Origin of the sequence: Streptomyces sp. NPDC005955, assembly GCF_042871255.1 — a bacterium.
Taxonomy (GTDB): domain Bacteria; phylum Actinomycetota; class Actinomycetes; order Streptomycetales; family Streptomycetaceae; genus Streptomyces.
In genome coordinates this window covers 661,417-675,992 of sequence record NZ_JBIAIF010000002.1, presented here as the reverse complement: position 1 = coordinate 675,992, position 14,576 = coordinate 661,417, and the positions used below count along the sequence as shown (strand labels likewise).

13 protein-coding genes and 1 tRNA gene are annotated in these 14,576 nt (G+C 72.3%); 7 read left to right on the top strand and 7 right to left on the bottom strand.

Features of this window, described 5'->3' with window-relative positions; translation table 11 throughout:
• Window positions 1–120 precede the first annotated feature (120 nt).
• The gene (locus ACFYOU_RS08290; protein ID WP_391304164.1) at window positions 121–1,410 is read left to right on the top strand and encodes an SUKH-4 family immunity protein; all 1,290 of its coding nucleotides are present in this window, start codon (window positions 121–123) and stop codon (window positions 1,408–1,410) included.
• Here the strand turns inward: ACFYOU_RS08290 and ACFYOU_RS08285 are convergent.
• The 3 genes from ACFYOU_RS08285 to ACFYOU_RS08275 form a co-directional block, all read right to left on the bottom strand.
• Window positions 1,362–2,180, bottom strand: coding sequence for a hypothetical protein (locus ACFYOU_RS08285; RefSeq protein ID WP_391304163.1), 819 nt, complete (start codon window positions 2,178–2,180; stop codon window positions 1,362–1,364). The two genes, ACFYOU_RS08290 and ACFYOU_RS08285, sit on opposite strands and share 49 nt — an antisense overlap.
• A 103-nt stretch (window positions 2,181–2,283) precedes the next feature.
• On the bottom strand, window positions 2,284–3,258 hold the full coding sequence (locus tag ACFYOU_RS08280) for an HNH endonuclease (RefSeq protein WP_391304162.1): 975 nt from the start codon (window positions 3,256–3,258) through the stop codon (window positions 2,284–2,286).
• A 202-nt stretch (window positions 3,259–3,460) separates the two neighbouring features.
• Window positions 3,461–3,535: transfer RNA gene (locus tag ACFYOU_RS08275), tRNA-Cys, on the bottom strand.
• A 226-nt stretch (window positions 3,536–3,761) separates the two neighbouring features.
• Between ACFYOU_RS08275 and ACFYOU_RS08270 the strand changes: the two genes are divergently transcribed.
• Together ACFYOU_RS08270 and ACFYOU_RS08265 are read left to right on the top strand one after the other, a co-directional pair.
• The gene (locus ACFYOU_RS08270) at window positions 3,762–4,160 is read left to right on the top strand and encodes a VOC family protein (protein WP_391304161.1); all 399 of its coding nucleotides are present in this window, start codon (window positions 3,762–3,764) and stop codon (window positions 4,158–4,160) included.
• 164 nt (window positions 4,161–4,324) lie between these two features.
• Window positions 4,325–5,548: an alpha/beta hydrolase family protein gene (locus ACFYOU_RS08265; RefSeq protein WP_391304160.1), complete on the top strand. Its 1,224-nt coding sequence runs from the start codon at window positions 4,325–4,327 to the stop codon at window positions 5,546–5,548.
• 81 nt (window positions 5,549–5,629) lie between these two features.
• On the opposite strand, the gene ACFYOU_RS08260 is transcribed toward ACFYOU_RS08265, so the two are convergent.
• Window positions 5,630–6,592 carry an N-acetyltransferase gene (locus ACFYOU_RS08260; protein ID WP_391304159.1) on the bottom strand — a complete coding sequence of 321 codons (963 nt, stop codon included), beginning with the start codon at window positions 6,590–6,592 and terminating at the stop codon, window positions 5,630–5,632.
• Window positions 6,593–6,828: 236 nt separating this feature from the next.
• On the opposite strand from ACFYOU_RS08260, the gene ACFYOU_RS08255 reads away from it, so the two are divergent.
• From ACFYOU_RS08255 to ACFYOU_RS08240, 4 genes are all read left to right on the top strand, one after another.
• Window positions 6,829–8,439, top strand: a complete 1,611-nt coding sequence (locus ACFYOU_RS08255) for an MFS transporter (RefSeq protein WP_391304158.1) — start codon at window positions 6,829–6,831, stop codon at window positions 8,437–8,439.
• Between the two features lie 235 nt (window positions 8,440–8,674).
• Entirely contained in the window at window positions 8,675–10,465 is a 1,791-nt protein-coding gene (locus tag ACFYOU_RS08250; RefSeq protein ID WP_389762316.1) for a DEAD/DEAH box helicase, read from the top strand.
• A gap of 617 nt (window positions 10,466–11,082) precedes the next feature.
• Window positions 11,083–11,724 carry an IclR family transcriptional regulator gene (locus ACFYOU_RS08245; protein WP_385486897.1) on the top strand — a complete coding sequence of 214 codons (642 nt, stop codon included), beginning with the start codon at window positions 11,083–11,085 and terminating at the stop codon, window positions 11,722–11,724.
• 50 nt (window positions 11,725–11,774) lie between these two features.
• A complete protein-coding gene (locus ACFYOU_RS08240; protein ID WP_391304157.1) occupies window positions 11,775–12,563 on the top strand; it encodes a S16 family serine protease in 789 nt (262 codons plus the stop codon).
• A gap of 31 nt (window positions 12,564–12,594) precedes the next feature.
• On the opposite strand, the gene ACFYOU_RS08235 is transcribed toward ACFYOU_RS08240, so the two are convergent.
• The 3 genes from ACFYOU_RS08235 to ACFYOU_RS08225 all read right to left on the bottom strand — a co-directional run bounded on the left by ACFYOU_RS08235 (window position 12,595) and on the right by ACFYOU_RS08225 (window position 14,562).
• The gene (locus ACFYOU_RS08235; protein ID WP_391304156.1) at window positions 12,595–12,816 is read right to left on the bottom strand and encodes a hypothetical protein; all 222 of its coding nucleotides are present in this window, start codon (window positions 12,814–12,816) and stop codon (window positions 12,595–12,597) included.
• 50 nt (window positions 12,817–12,866) lie between these two features.
• Window positions 12,867–13,535, bottom strand: coding sequence for a helix-turn-helix domain-containing protein (locus ACFYOU_RS08230; RefSeq protein ID WP_391304155.1), 669 nt, complete (start codon window positions 13,533–13,535; stop codon window positions 12,867–12,869).
• 70 nt (window positions 13,536–13,605) lie between these two features.
• Window positions 13,606–14,562, bottom strand: a complete 957-nt coding sequence (locus ACFYOU_RS08225) for a glycine betaine ABC transporter substrate-binding protein (protein ID WP_391304230.1) — start codon at window positions 14,560–14,562, stop codon at window positions 13,606–13,608.
• Between the last annotated feature and the right edge of the window lie 14 nt (window positions 14,563–14,576).

Sequence of the window (14,576 nt, the reverse complement as noted above, 5' to 3'; positions counted from 1 at the left end):
GCCCTCCGCGCCCGGGGCGCTGTCAGTGGTGCCGCGTACCGTCGAAGTCGGTGGGGAGCACGCCCGGTCAGCCGGTGCGGAGCCCCGCCGACCGTTCGTTGACACGCCACGGGGGGTTCCATGGCCACGACCGAGACGATCAGGTTCACCGAGGACGAGCTGCCGCGCTCCCTCACCCACGGGCCCACCCGGCGCCACCTCACGGGGCCCGGACTGCCGGCCGGGGAGGGGCACCTGTTCCGCTTCGGCCCGCCGCGCACCCTGGGGGGCGGCCTCCTCGTCCTCGGCGGTCTGAGCCCCGGCGGCGCCGGGTCCGACGGACGGCCGGCTGCCGAGGGCGCGCGCTCCGGCGGTTCGCGGTCTGACGGCGCGTGGTCCGGCGGTGTGCGGGGGCACCGCCCCGGGCCCCTGGTCACCCTCGAAGGCGCCACCGGACGGCTGTTCCTCACGCCCCGCCCCGGCCCCGACGCCGGGCAGCACCACCCGTACGACGGCCCGGGCCCACGACCGGCACCCGGCGACCCGCTCGCCCCCGACCTCCCCACGCTGCTGCGCTTCGAGCGCGCGGTGCGGGAGTTCACGGAACCGGCGGACCCGGGCGGCCCGCCCACCGCCCACGGCGGCCCCCGCTACGGACCCGGAGCCGAGGCCCTGGCCCGCCGCCACCTCCTCGACCTGTTCCGCGCGGAGCTGCACGGCGCGCCCGTCCCGGTCTTCTGGCTGGTCACCGCATGGGTCAGACCACTGGCCCGGGTCCCGACCCCCGGTCTCCACCTCCAGGTCGACCTGCCCGGCCGGCTGCTCGACGAGGAGTTCGGCGCCGGGGAGGTCAGCCGCTGCGAGGACGCCGACCTGCCCGCCGCGCTCACCCACGAACCGACCCGCCGCTTCCTCAAGGACGTCGGACTGCCCGAGGAGGAACACGACTTCGTCGCCGCCCGGCTCCCGCTGCGGACCCTCGCCGAGCACCACCGCGGGGCGCATCCGGTCACCGGCCGACCCGCCGACCTCCCCGCCCGGGCGGGGAGGCTGATCCCCGTCGGACACCTGATGCACGACACGGACGTCGTGGTCGACGGTCCGACCGGTGCGGTCCTCTCCTGGCACTGGGCCGACCCCGGCCCCCGCCCCCTCAACACGGACGTCTCCACCCTGGCGTTCACCCACTGGCTCGGGCACCGCGCACGCGACTGGGACGCCGCCCGGGACCCGGGCGGGCGCACCGCGCAGTCCGGGGACCTGCTCGCGGGCGCGGTCCACGCGGTGCTGAAGTCCGTCGACCCGGTCACCGCCCGCCACCCCGAGACCGCCTGGACCTCGACCGCGGGGCGCCCCGACCGCCGCCCGCCCCTGCACCCGCCCTACGACGAGACGTCCCCCGCGACGTTCGCCTGGGAGTCGGCCGACTGAGGGCCCGCCGCGATCGCCCGGACCAGGGTCGTGATGACCTCGGCCCGCTGCGCGGTGGTCAGGCCCGCGTCCGCGACCAGACGTTCCGCCGCCAGGTACCGCGCGAACTCCAAGGGCTGGTCGAAGTACGCCTTGAGGTGCCCGGCGGCGGTCTCCTGCGACTTCACGAACGTACTGCTCACGAACCCGGAGAGCGCCGCGGACACCGCGCCCAGGGCGCCGGCGACGACCGCCCCGGCCGTCGTGCTCGCGTTCAGCGCCACGATGACGAACGCCGTCAACAGCACGAAGCCGATCACCATCGCCACCTGCGCGTTGCGGAACGACTGCCGCGCCTGTTGCGTGGCGATCTCGTGGTAGAGGTCCAGTCGGCTGTGGGTCAACTGCCACAGCTGCGCCAGCGCCAACCCCCGCCCGGCCGCCGCCCCGTCCGGCCCGGGGGCCCCGGCCGCGTCCTCGTCCGGCCCGGGGATCCCGCCCGCCGCGGTGCGGGGAGCGGGTACGTCGGCGTGCGAGAGCGCGGCCTCCAACCCCTGCTCCGCCTGGCGGACCCGCAACCGCCCCTCGGCGACCTGCCGCGGCTCCTTCGGGTCGAGCGCGGTGAAGACGGCGACGGCCAGCGCGCTCGTGGCCACGAGGGTTCCGCCCCCGATCGTCAGGCTCTCGGACAGCGGCCGGCCCTCCTGAACGGCGATGACCGCGGAGGCAACACCCGCGAGGGAACTGCTCAGAAGGGTGGCTCCCACCCAGAGCGTGCGCTTGGTCGACATGACCGATCATTCTCGCGAGGTGCCGCGGGCCGCGCCACCACTTCCGGCGAACCGGGACGCACGGGCCGAAGGGCGACACCCCGTTCGGGGTGCCGCCCGAGTCCTAGGCGGTGACCGGGTCGAGCCGGCCGCTGCTCTGGGCGGGGATCGCGGCGGGGCCGCCACGGTGCATGTCCCAGTGCTTGGCGAGCCACTTCCGGTGGCCCGCGTCGACCGGGACGGTCAACGGCCGGCCGTGGAGCTGGTCGTAGACCGGGTAGGCGCGGGTGGTCACGGCCACGTCCAGCGTGAGGGTGTGCGGGTCGATCGCGATCTCGCCGAGGTCGAAGAGCCGGTGCACGTCGCGGCGCAGCAGGAGACCGCCGCTCGCGTGGTGGACGCTCTTCTTGGCGTAGCTGTAGAGGTGGGCGGCTTCCAAGACCGTGGCGGGCATCGTGCCGGTGAAGGCGCAGACCTCGCCGAACGTGTTCAGCAGGGCGGCCCGGAACGCGGGCTGGCCCTTGCGGACGCGGACGACCGTCTTGGCGTGACCGCCGGCGATGACGTCCTCCGCCCGGTCGATGACGCTGAGCGGGGTGGCGTTCCTGCCCGACTCGACCCGGGCCCGGAACTCGTCCCAGCGCAGGCGGCGCAGCGCGTTCTGGGACTTCTTCTCCTCGCACAGCGCGCGCAGTTCGGGCGCGGTGAGGTGCCCCTGGAGGTCGAGCCAGCCGGCCTCGTAGCGGGCGCGGTAGGTGATGACGTCGACGGTCTCGACGGCGGGCCGGTCGAACTCGGCCTTGCACTCCCTGGTCCAGCACCGGTACGTCGGCGTCATCGTCTTGCGCGGGGCGATGTCGGCCTTCCCGCACTTCGGGCAGGAGCTGAGGTCCTTCGTCCCGGTTCCCGTCTCGATCGTCTCGATCACCGACAGGCCCAACGAGGTCTCGCCGTCCCACAGCACGATCCGGTCGCCGACCTGGACGCCGGTCGCGTTCGGCACCCGGCTGTCCCAGCTGTAGTGGGTGGCGCTGTTGTCGTCGTACCCGCCACCGACCCGCTTGGGGTCCTTGCCCAGGTACATCAGCCACGCCGTCATCTGTCTCCCTCCCGTTGATCGGACCCGCCGTGTGACGCGTCGCTCTGCTGATCAACGTACCGAGACCCACTGACACTCCCACCCCACCGCGAAGCCTCATGGACGGGAACTGAGACGGGCGCACGGCTGGGCGCACGGCTGGGCGCAACGGATGGGCGGCACCCCGAGGGGTGCCGCCCATCCGTTGCGCCTGCTCAAGGCATGGAGGCCGTGGCGGGAATCGAACCCACGTAACTCGCTTTGCAGGCGAGTCCCTAAACCACTCGGGCACACGGCCGTGTGCTGAAGACGTGTTCACCGTAGGAGAGGATCGCACTCCTGCTCAAGGTGTGGCGTCGCCGCGCCACGGGACCGCAATCCGCCGTTCACAATCGGAGCGACGGCCCGTCGCGCTGCGCCCGCCCCGCTCCGCCCGTCAGGGGCCGGGAAGAATCCGGAGGCGCACGCCGATCGACCCGCCTAGGCTGACCCCTCGCCCTCGTCCTCACTCTCATGGGAGTCATATGACCAGCAGGTTCACGGAGTTGACCGTCGACTGTCACGATCCGGAGCGGCTCGCGGCCTTCTGGTGCGCGGTCCTGGACTTCAAGGTGATCGACCGGAGCGCGCACCAGGTCGAGATCGGCTCCTGGGAGCCGACGGTCGAGGAGGTGCGGGCCCGGCAGATGCCGCCCACCGTGCAGTTCATCCGGGTGCCCGAGGGCAAGGACGCGAAGAACCGGCTCCACCTGGACGTCAGCCCGATCGACTCCAGCACCGCCGACGAGGTGGCCAGGTTGCTGGCACTCGGCGCCACCGAGAGGGACGTGAACCAGGGCCCCGGTCGGAGTTGGGTGGTCATGGCCGATCCCGAGGGGAACGAGTTCTGCGTCCTGCGCACGCTGGCGCCCTCCGGTCGGTGATCCGGGCGGTCAGCGATCAGCGATCCGGGCGCCGGTCGGAACTGCCGGACTGGTGACCATACTTGGGGGCTACCACCCTGTGGGACCACGGTGTGATGTGGCGCCCGGGCAATGGCTACCGCAGGGTGATGTGGCGTCGGGCACCCCGGCCCTACCTTGTGGCCATGATTCGAATGAGTCGGGCGGCCACCGCAGCCGCTCTCGCGATGTCCCTCGCCGTGCCACTGGGCCTGGCGAGCACGGCGGCCGCCCAGGACCGGCCGGCGTTCCCGTCGGCAGCCTCCTTGTGGGCGCCCTCCTCGGCGTCCCGAGCGGCGGAGTCCGTCCCCGCCAAGCCCGCCCACCTTCCGCGCCCCACCGGAAAGTACGGCGTGGGCAGCAAGGTCCTGCACCTGGTGGACCACTCCCGCGCCGACCCCTGGGTCCCCACCGCGGACGGGCGGGAGCTGATGGTCACCCTGCACTACCCGGCCGCCCGCTCGGCCAAGGGCGGCCCGGCCCGGTACGCCACGGCCGAGGAGACCCGACGGATGCGGGACGGCTTCGCGCTTCCGGCGGCCATCCCCGCCGAGCAGCTGAGCCGGATACGGACGCACAGCAAGGTCAACGCCCGCATCGCGAAGGGGCGTTACCCGCTGGTCCTGCTGTCGCCGGGCTACGGTGCCGGTCGTTACACCCAGACGAGCCTCGCCGAGGACCTGGCCAGCCGGGGTTACGTCGTGGCCTCCATGGACCACGCCTACGAGTCCTTCGGCACCTCGATGCCGGACGGCCGCACGCTGACCTGCGCTTCGTGTGACGCCGTCGACAACAACGGCGTTCCGATCACCCTGGTCACCCAGACCCGGGCGAAGGACGTGTCCTTCCTCCTGGACCAGCTCACCGGCCCCGATCCGGTCTGGCGCCACTCCGGGGCGATCGACAAGAAGCGGGTCGGCATGGCCGGCCACTCCATCGGGGGCGCGGGTGCCGCCTCCGCCATGGTGGGCGACCGCCGGGTGCGCGCCGGGATCAACATGGACGGAGCGTTCTGGGAGGAGATGCCCCAGGGCGGGCTCAACGGGCGACCGTTCATGTTCCTCGGTACGGACGACGAGGTGCACCGCCCCGGCGGTGTGGACCGGTCATGGGACGCGACCTGGCCGAAGCTGGACGGCTGGAAGCGGTGGCTCACCGTTTCCGGGGCGCACCACGGCACCTTCTCCGACTTCCCGGTGGTCACCGAGCACTACGGTCTGCCCGGTGAGCCCTATCCGGCGGCCCGGGGCATCGGCATCACCCGCACTTATGTCGCCGCGTTCTTCGACCGGCACCTGCGCGGCGCCGCCCGCCCGGTACTCGACGGCCCCACGACCGGGAACCCGGAGGTGAAGTTCCACAACCCCTGACCTCATCGGACCGGGTCCCCCCCCGGCACCGACCGGGTCGGCCGGCCCGGGCCGGTGCGGGGGAGGGGCGGTCAACTCGGCTCAGGACGGACGGTGCTCCCAGCCCCGCGCCGTGCGGGTCAGTTCACGGAAGCCGCCGGCGGCCAGCAGGGCGAGGTCATCGGTCTCGTCCGGTGCGGCATAGGTGAGGACACGGTCGACCCCGCACAGGGCCAGCCAGGCCCGGGCCTGACCGAGGAGCCAGCGGAACAGCTCCGGGTGCGCGTCGTCGGGCAGGCCGAAGTCGCTGAGGTCGGCCATGCCGCCGGGACGCGCATGCCGTTCCGGACGGCCGAGGGAGGTGTCGAGTTCGACGTACCCCAGGTCGTCCGCCCCGCTCCGTGCCGTGAGCCGGATCCCCAGCCCCGCGCCGAGGGTGCGGTGCACGGTGAGCCCGGGCAGCGGCGGGGCGAGCGCCGGATCGGGGAGGTCGGACAACGGCGCGAGCAGCAGGATCTCGGTGCCCCCGGTGTGTACGAAGCCCGCCCGTTCCAGGGCCGTGCTGATGTGCGGCCAGGGGGCGGGGACCCCGTAGACACCGGGGGCGGGCAACTGCCCGTCGGCGTACCGGACCCGGACGTGCCAGCGGGTGAACTGGGCGAGGCACGCGGACAACAACAGATCGGCCACCTGCTCCTCGTCCCCGGCCGTGCCGTCCACGGACTCACGGTCCTGCGCGGGGGCGTCGGGCTCGACCGGGAGGTGAACGGACCAGAGGAGGGAGCCGGCGTCGCGGAAGTCCTCGCCGACATCGGGGTCGTTGCGGTATCGCAGCAGATGGGCGGCGCCGACGATGCGACGGCGGTGCTCGACGACCAGGGTCACCCGCTCGGCGACCCAGGGGTCGAGGACGTACTCGTCGGGTCGGCGCTCCAGGCTGCTGATGACGGTGTTGACCGAGACGCCGGCGCCGGGGACGACCGCGGCCACATGGGCGTTGATCAGATCGGTGAGCTGGTCGCGGTCCTCGCGGTGAAAGGTACGCACGTTCAGAGAAGTGGGCATGACGATGCCTCCGTGGAGTAACGAGGGGGAGGCCGCCATGAGGTGCGGTACGCCGACCACGGTAGCACTCCGCCGTTCACGGGGCGCGTGCGAAGCCCGCGGGTCCCCGCCGCGCGGTCGGGTCCGCGCCGAGCCCGCCCCTTCCACCGCCCGGCGGGTCCTAGGACCAAGGGACGAAGGGATTCCTGTTCCGCGGCAATGGCCACAACGGGGGTTCGCCTCTTACGTTGGCTGTCATGAGCACCGACCCCAGTGAGTGTGAACCAGCCGCAGACCGAACCGGAACGGACGACCTGGGGAAGCGGAGCAGCAACACCACGCACAGCGCGAGCGCGCACACCGCAACCGCGCAGGCCACCGCACCCACTCCGGTCGCCACGGGCACCGCCGCGCAGGACACCGCCGCGCAGGACACCCACGTCACGGACGGAGTGCTCGGCAAGTCGTACCGCGCCCTGAGCATCGGCATCGTGTCGGTCGTGCTGCTGATCGCGTTCGAGGCGACGGCCGTGGGCACGGCCATGCCGGTGGCGGCCCGCGAACTGGACGGGGTCTCGCTCTACGCGTTCGCCTTCTCCGGGTACTTCACGACCAGCCTGTTCGGCATGGTGCTGTCCGGGCAGTGGGCGGACCGACAGGGTCCGCTCCGACCGCTGACCACCGGGATCATCGCCTTCGGCGTGGGGCTCGCACTGTCGGGAACGGCCGGCACGATGTGGCTGTTCATCCTGGGCCGGGCGGTCCAGGGCCTGGGCGGCGGCCTGGTGATCGTCGCGCTGTACGTGGTGGTGAGCCGGGCGTACCCGGAACCGTTGCGGCCGGCGATCATGGCGGCGTTCGCGGCGTGCTGGGTCATCCCGTCCGTGGTGGGGCCGCTGGTGTCCGGAGCGGTCACCGAGCAGTTGGGGTGGCGCTGGGTGTTCCTGGGCATCCCGGTGCTGGTGCTGCTCCCGCTGGCACTCGCACTGCCGCAGATACGGCGACGTGCGTCGGGCCCGGCACCCGGGAGCGAGCAGGACGGACCGTCCACCGTCGGTGCGACGACCGCGCCCAAGGGACAGCGCATCCGGCTGGCCTTCATGATCTCGGCCGGCGCCGGACTGTTGCAGTACGCGGCGCAGGACCTGCGCTGGTTCTCGCTGCTCCCGGGCGCACTGGGCATCGCCCTGCTGGTCCCGGCCGTGCTGGGGCTGCTGCCGCGCGGAACCTACCGGGCAGCCCGGGGGCTGCCCTCCGTGGTGCTGCTGCGCGGAGTGGCGGCGGGTTCGTTCATCGCGGCGGAGTCGTTCGTGCCGCTGATGCTGGTCACCCAACGGGGACTGTCGCCGACGCTGGCGGGACTCTCCCTGGCCGCCGGCGGAGCCACCTGGGCACTGGGCAGCTTCGTGCAGTCACGGGGCCGGGCCGCCGCGCACCGCCACCGGCTGATGGCGTTCGGCATGGTGCTGGTCGCCGCGTCGATCGCCGTGGCGCCGACGGTGCTGATCGCCTCGGTGCCGGTGTGGATCGTCGCGGTCGCCTGGGGTTTCGGCTGCCTCGGCATGGGGCTGGTGATCTCCTCCACCAGCGTGCTGCTGCTCCAGTTGTCGCCGCCGCAGGAGACCGGCAACAACTCCGCGGCGCTCCAGATCTCGGACGGCCTGTCGAACGTGATGCTGCTCGCGCTCGGCGGAGCGGCGTTCGCGGCGCTGGGCGGCGGTGCCGTGGGAGCCGCGCACGGGGCCGCGACCACGGGGGGTTCCGAGGCCCACACCGGAGCCTTCGTGGTGGTGTTCCTCCCCATGGCAGCGGTGGCCGCGCTGGGCGTGTGGGTGGCCACCCGGGTACGGGTGCGGGAGCCCCACTGACCCCACGGGGGCCGGACACACCAGATGTTAGCGGGGCGTATCCACCGGGTCGGGTGATCCGTGACGTCTCGGTGGCCGCCCCCCACGGAGCGTCGTGTGAGGCCCGTCTCACCCCCGCCGGGCGGACCCCGTCCCGCCCGGACCGGGTTCTGAGCACCGATAGGGTGGCCCGGTTGTCATACCCGTGCGGGCGGCTCGACGGCCCGCCGACCGGACCACCGTCGAACCGGAGACCGTGACTACCACCGCCACCCACTCCCATCACCTGTCGCCCGCCTTCCCCAACCGTGCTCCGTGGGGAACCGCCAGCAAGCTGCGCGCCTGGCAAGAGGGGGCGATGGAGAAGTACGTCCAGGAACAGCCCCGCGACTTCCTGGCCGTCGCGACCCCGGGCGCCGGCAAGACCACCTTCGCGCTCACCCTCGCGTCCTGGCTCCTCCACCACCACGTGGTGCAACAGGTGACGGTGGTCGCGCCGACCGAGCACCTGAAGAAGCAGTGGGCGGAGGCGGCGGCCCGGATAGGCATCAAGCTGGACCCCGAGTACAGCGCCGGCCCGCTGGGTCGCGACTACCACGGGGTGGCCGTGACGTACGCGGGTGTCGGCGTCCGGCCGATGCTGCACCGCAACCGGGTCGAGCAGCGCAAGACGCTGGTGATCCTCGACGAGATCCACCACGCGGGCGACTCGAAGTCCTGGGGCGAGGCGTGCCTGGAGGCGTTCGAGCCCGCGACCCGGCGCCTCGCGCTCACCGGGACGCCGTTCCGCTCGGACACCAACCCGATCCCGTTCGTGACGTACGAGGAGGGCAACGACGGCATCCGCCGCTCCTCCGCCGACTACACGTACGGCTACGGCAGCGCGCTCGGCGACGGGGTGGTGCGGCCCGTCATCTTCCTCTCGTACAGCGGCAACATGCGGTGGCGCACCAAGGCGGGGGACGAGATCGCCGCCCGGCTCGGCGAGCCGATGACCAAGGACGCGGTCTCGCAGGCGTGGCGCACCGCCCTCGATCCGCGGGGCGACTGGATGCCGAACGTGCTGCGGGCCGCCGACCGTCGGCTGGTCGAGGTCCGCAAGGGCATCCCGGACGCCGGCGGGCTGGTGATCGCCACCGACCAGGACTCGGCCCGTGCGTACGCCAAGCTGATCCGGGAGATCACCGGCGACAAGGCGACCCTGGTCCTCTCGGACGACTCGGGTGCCTCGGACCGCATCGACGAGTTCAGTCACAGTGATGACCGCTGGATGGTCGCGGTGCGCATGGTGTCCGAGGGGGTCGACGTACCTCGACTGGCCGTCGGCGTCTACGCGACGACCATCTCCACGCCCCTCTTCTTCGCCCAGGCCGTCGGTCGTTTCGTGCGGTCCCGGCGCCGCGGCGAGACCGCTTCGGTGTTCCTGCCCACCGTCCCCGACCTGCTCGGCTTCGCCAACGAGATGGAGGTCGAACGCGACCACGTCCTGGACAAGCCGAAGAAGGAGGGTGAGGAGGACCCCTACGCCGAGTCCGAGAAGGAGATGGACGAGGCGAACCGGGAGCAGGACGAGGACACCGGCGAGCAGGACTCGCTGCCCTTCGAGGCGCTGGAGTCCGACGCGGTCTTCGACCGGGTGCTCTTCGACGGCGCGGAGTTCGGGATGCAGGCGCACCCCGGCAGCGACGAGGAGCAGGACTACCTGGGCATCCCCGGTCTCCTCGAACCCGACCAGGTGCAGATGCTGCTCCAGAAGCGGCAGGCGCGGCAGATCGCGCACTCCCGCAAGAAGCCGGACAGCGAGGCCGATCTGCTGGAACTGCCCGCGGAGCGGCGCCCGGTCGTCTCCCACAAGGAGCTGCTGGAGCTGCGCAAGCAGCTCAACACGTTGGTCGGTGCGTACGTCCACCAGAGCGGGAAGCCGCACGGGGTGATCCACACGGAGCTGCGGCGGGTGTGTGGGGGTCCCCCCAGCGCGGAGGCCACGGCGGGGCAGCTGCGGCAGCGCGTCGACAAGGTCCGGGAGTGGGCCACCCGCATGCGATGACCCTCCCGGGTGGGGGGCGGTGCGGGTGGCGCGGGTCCGCGGCGGCCTTGCGCAGTTCCCCGCGCCCCCGGGGTGCGTCCCTCTGCGGGTGCGCTGTAGGTTCGCGCAGTTCCCCGCGCCCCTGTCGGGGCGTACCCGTCCGCACCCGCACTGCAACAACGCAGCCGCAGGGAAGCGCACCGAAGGGGCGCGGGGAACTGCGCGGGCAAGCACGACGCACCCGCAGCGAATGACGTACCGCAGCAGGCACCCACCCCAGGGGCGCGGGGAACTGCGCAAAGCAACAGCGCACCCGCACAGGAACAACGCACCCCGCAGGGAAGCGCACCGAGCAGCGGAGCCGTGGAGCGAAACGGGATCAAATGGACGCTACTCGCGAGTCCGTGCCCGGATTCTGGACGGAGACTTCCGCTCATCGAACCGGCTCGCTAGTGTCCCCGCAACGCACACGCCCCGTGGCAGCGCCGCCGCGGAGCGCAGCCGGTGTGCCGTGGGCTTCGCCCGTGGGCCCCGGGTCGCCTTGGCTGCCGGCAGCCTCCGCCACGCATCGCCCAGGGACGGGTGACGCTCGTCCGCGGAGGAGGCCGCGACCCCTCATCACCGAAGGAGTGGGCGTCGTGACCGCGGAGACTTCTCAGACGCTCGACCGAGGACTGCGTGTCCTCAAACTGCTCGCCGACACCGACCACGGGCTGACCGTGACGGAGTTGTCCACCAAGCTCGGTGTGAACCGTACCGTCGTGTACCGACTGCTCGCCACGTTGGAGCAGCACGCGCTCGTCCGCCGCGACCTCGGCGGCCGCGCCCGGGTCGGCCTCGGCGTGCTCCGGCTGGGCCGCCAGGTGCACCCCCTCGTACGGGAGGCCGCGCTACCCGCCCTGCGCGCGCTCGCCGAGGACATAGGCGCCACCGCCCATCTGACCCTGGTCGACGGCTCGGAGGCCCTGGCCGTCGCGGTGGTCGAACCCACCTGGACCGACTACCACGTCGCCTACCGCACGGGGTTCCGGCACCCGCTGGACCGGGGGGCCGCGGGTCGGGCCATCCTCGCCGCCCGGCAGGGCCTCCTCGACCATCCCGGTTACGCCCTCACGCACGGCGAACTCGAAGCCGGGGCCAGCGGCGCCGCGGCGCCCCTGCTGGGGGTGACCGGAGTCGAGGGCAGCGTCGGGGTCGTCATGCTGTCCGACTCGGTGCCGGAGCGGGTGGGGCCGCGGGTGGTGGACGCGGCCCGCGAGGTCGCCGACGCCCTGCGCTGAGCGCGACCCGGGACACCAGCGGGAGCGCCCGGTGCCCGTAAGGTTGCAGGGTGCTCTCACGCCTCACACGTCTCCAGGCCATCCTCCTCTGCGCGGTTCCGGTCGTCGCCCTGGTGGCCACCGCGGTCTTCGCACCCCTCCCGTTCGTCATCGCCCAACCGGGTCTGACGGCGGACGTCCTCGGCAAGAACGACGGCACTCCCGTGATCACGATCGAGGGTGCTCCGGTGCGGAAGACCTCGGGACAGCTGCGGATGACGACCATCGAGGCGACGGGCCCGGGTACCGACGTCCAGTTCGGCACCGTCTGGGACAGCTGGTTCCGCGAGGACCGGGCCGTGATGCCGCGCGAGGCGGTCTACCCGTCCGGGGACTCCACCGAGGAGATCGAGCAGCACAACACCCGCGAGATGGAGAAGTCCCAGGACACCGCGGCCGAGGCCGCCCTGAACTACCTGGGCGGCGACTTCGACGACGTGCGGGTCTCGCTGCGGCTGGCCGACGTGGGGGGTCCGAGCGCGGGCCTCTTCTTCGCCCTCGGCGTGATCGACAAGCTCCAGGGCGACGGGAGCGGCGGCGACCTCACGGGCGGCCGGACGATCGCCGGCACCGGCACGATCACCCCGGACGGCGAGGTCGGACCCGTCGGCGGGGTCTCCCTGAAGACCCGGGCGGCCCGGCGCGACGGTGCCACGGTCTTCCTGGTGCCGAAGGCGGAGTGCGGGGACGCCCGTGCCGAGCTTCCGAAGGGGCTGCGCCTGGTCCCGGTCACCGATCTCAAGGGTGCGGTGAACTCCCTGAAGGCGTTGGAGAAGGGCGACGGGGTCCCCAGCTGCTGACCCGGTGCGACGGGACGACGGGGCCGGAGCCTCAGAGGCCGTGACCGAGTCGTCGGGGCGCGGTGGCGAGCCGTAGTCCCCACTCGACCAGCATCCAGCCCAGTCGGGCCCGCAGATCGAAACGCTGACCGGTGCGCTGGCCGGTGCGCCGACCGGTGCGTGACCGGGGCGCGGTCCGTACGCGCGGCGCCGCCTCCTGCCGCAGTTCGACGGCGCGCTGACGGTGGATCATCAGATGGACCTCGGGATGCATGACGTTCTCCCTCCGGGTGCGGGGATCGGAAGCGGGGGCGGGGCGCGGACTCAGACGTCCTGCTGGGGGAAGGCGTGCAGGTGCACCCGGACCCGGGCGGCGGTTCCGGTGTCGTCCTCGGCCGCCGAGTCCAGGTAGCCGTTGACGAGTTCGTGCATCCGCCGGGACAGTTCGCGCGTCTGACGGGGTGTCAGTCGCAGCGTGAAGTCGCTGAGGTCGGTCGAGTCGGACCACTCCTGCGACCAGTCGCCCCGGGTGGCGATCGCGGTCGACACCTCGCGGGCGTGACTGTGGGCGATCTCGTGCAGGAACACGTCGACCGCGCCCCGGGTCTCCGGATCGGCGTCGTGCATCAGGCCGCTCCCGAACTCGGTGCCCTCGTGCACGGCGCGCCACCAGCGCTCGCGCCCCTTGCCCTGTTCGGGCGCGTCCTCGACGAAGCCGTACGCGGCGAGCTGGCGCAGGTGGTAGCTGGTGGCCCCGCTGGACTCGCCCAGTTGCGCGGCGAGTTGCGAGGCGGTCGCGGGCCCGCTGCGGCGCAGGGCGGTCAGCAGCGCCATGCGCAAGGGGTGTGCGAGTCCGCGCAGGGTCCGGGCGTCCAGCTGGCGGATCCGGCGTTCGGCGCCGGCCGCCGTCGCGGGCTCCGTGGCCTCCGCGGGCTCGACCGGCTCCGCGGGGTCCAGGGGTGCTACGGGCTCCGGGGGTTCCACAGGTTCCATGTGGACAAAGATAGCTATGCAAAGGACCTCTTGCAAAGAGAACGTTGCATAGAAGTCTTTGTAACCTGGCTCACTCCTTCACGAACCCCTCGGCGACCAGCCAGTCCAGGGCCACCTCGTGGGGGTCGTCGCCGTCCACGTCCACCTTGGCGTTCAGCTCGCGCGCAACCGTGTTGTCGAGCCGGGCCGTGATCGGGTCGAGGACGTCCCGGATCGCCGGGTGCTTCTCCAGGGCCTTGGTGTTGATCTCCGGGGCGACGTTGTAGTTGGGGAAGAAGTGTTTGTCGTCGGTCATGACCACCAGGTCCATGGCCTTGATGCGGCCGTCCGTGGTGAAGACCTCGCCGAAGGTGCAGGCGCCCTTGGCGGTCTGGGTGTAGATGATCCCGGTGTCCATCCGGATCACCTGGGACGGGGGGACGTCCATCCCGTACGCCTTCTCCATCCCGACCAGCCCGTCGTCACGGGAGGCGAACTCGCTCTCCACGCACAGGGACACCGCCTTCGGGTCCGACTTCGACAGGGCGGCCACGTCCGACAGCGTCCGCGCCCGGTACTTCGCCTCGTTCGCCCGGTTGGTGGCCAGGGCGTACGTGTTGTTCAGCCGGGCCGGCGCCAACCAGGTGATGCCGTTGTCCAGGTCGGCGTCGCGCACCGCCCGCCACTGGGCGTCCGGGTCCGGGATCGGCGCCGAGTTGCCCTGGTAGGTGATCCAGGCGGTGCCGGTGTACTCGTACATCCCGTCCGCGTCACCCGACTTGACGGCCTCGCGGGCGCCGATCGAGCCCTGGATGCCGGTCCGGTCCAGGACCTCGGCGCCGGCCGCCTCGAAGGCGATGCCCATCATCGCGCCCAGGATCAGCTGTTCGGTGAACTCCTTCGACGTCACCGTGAGCTGCGCGCCCTTCAGCGGCAGCCCCTGCCCGATCGACCCCGGGTGCACGTCGTCCACCATCGGCGACCCGCTGGTCAGCCCGCACCCCGCCAGCAGCGCCCCGCCCGCCAGCGCGACCACCGCCCCGCGCACCCGTGCCCGCACCC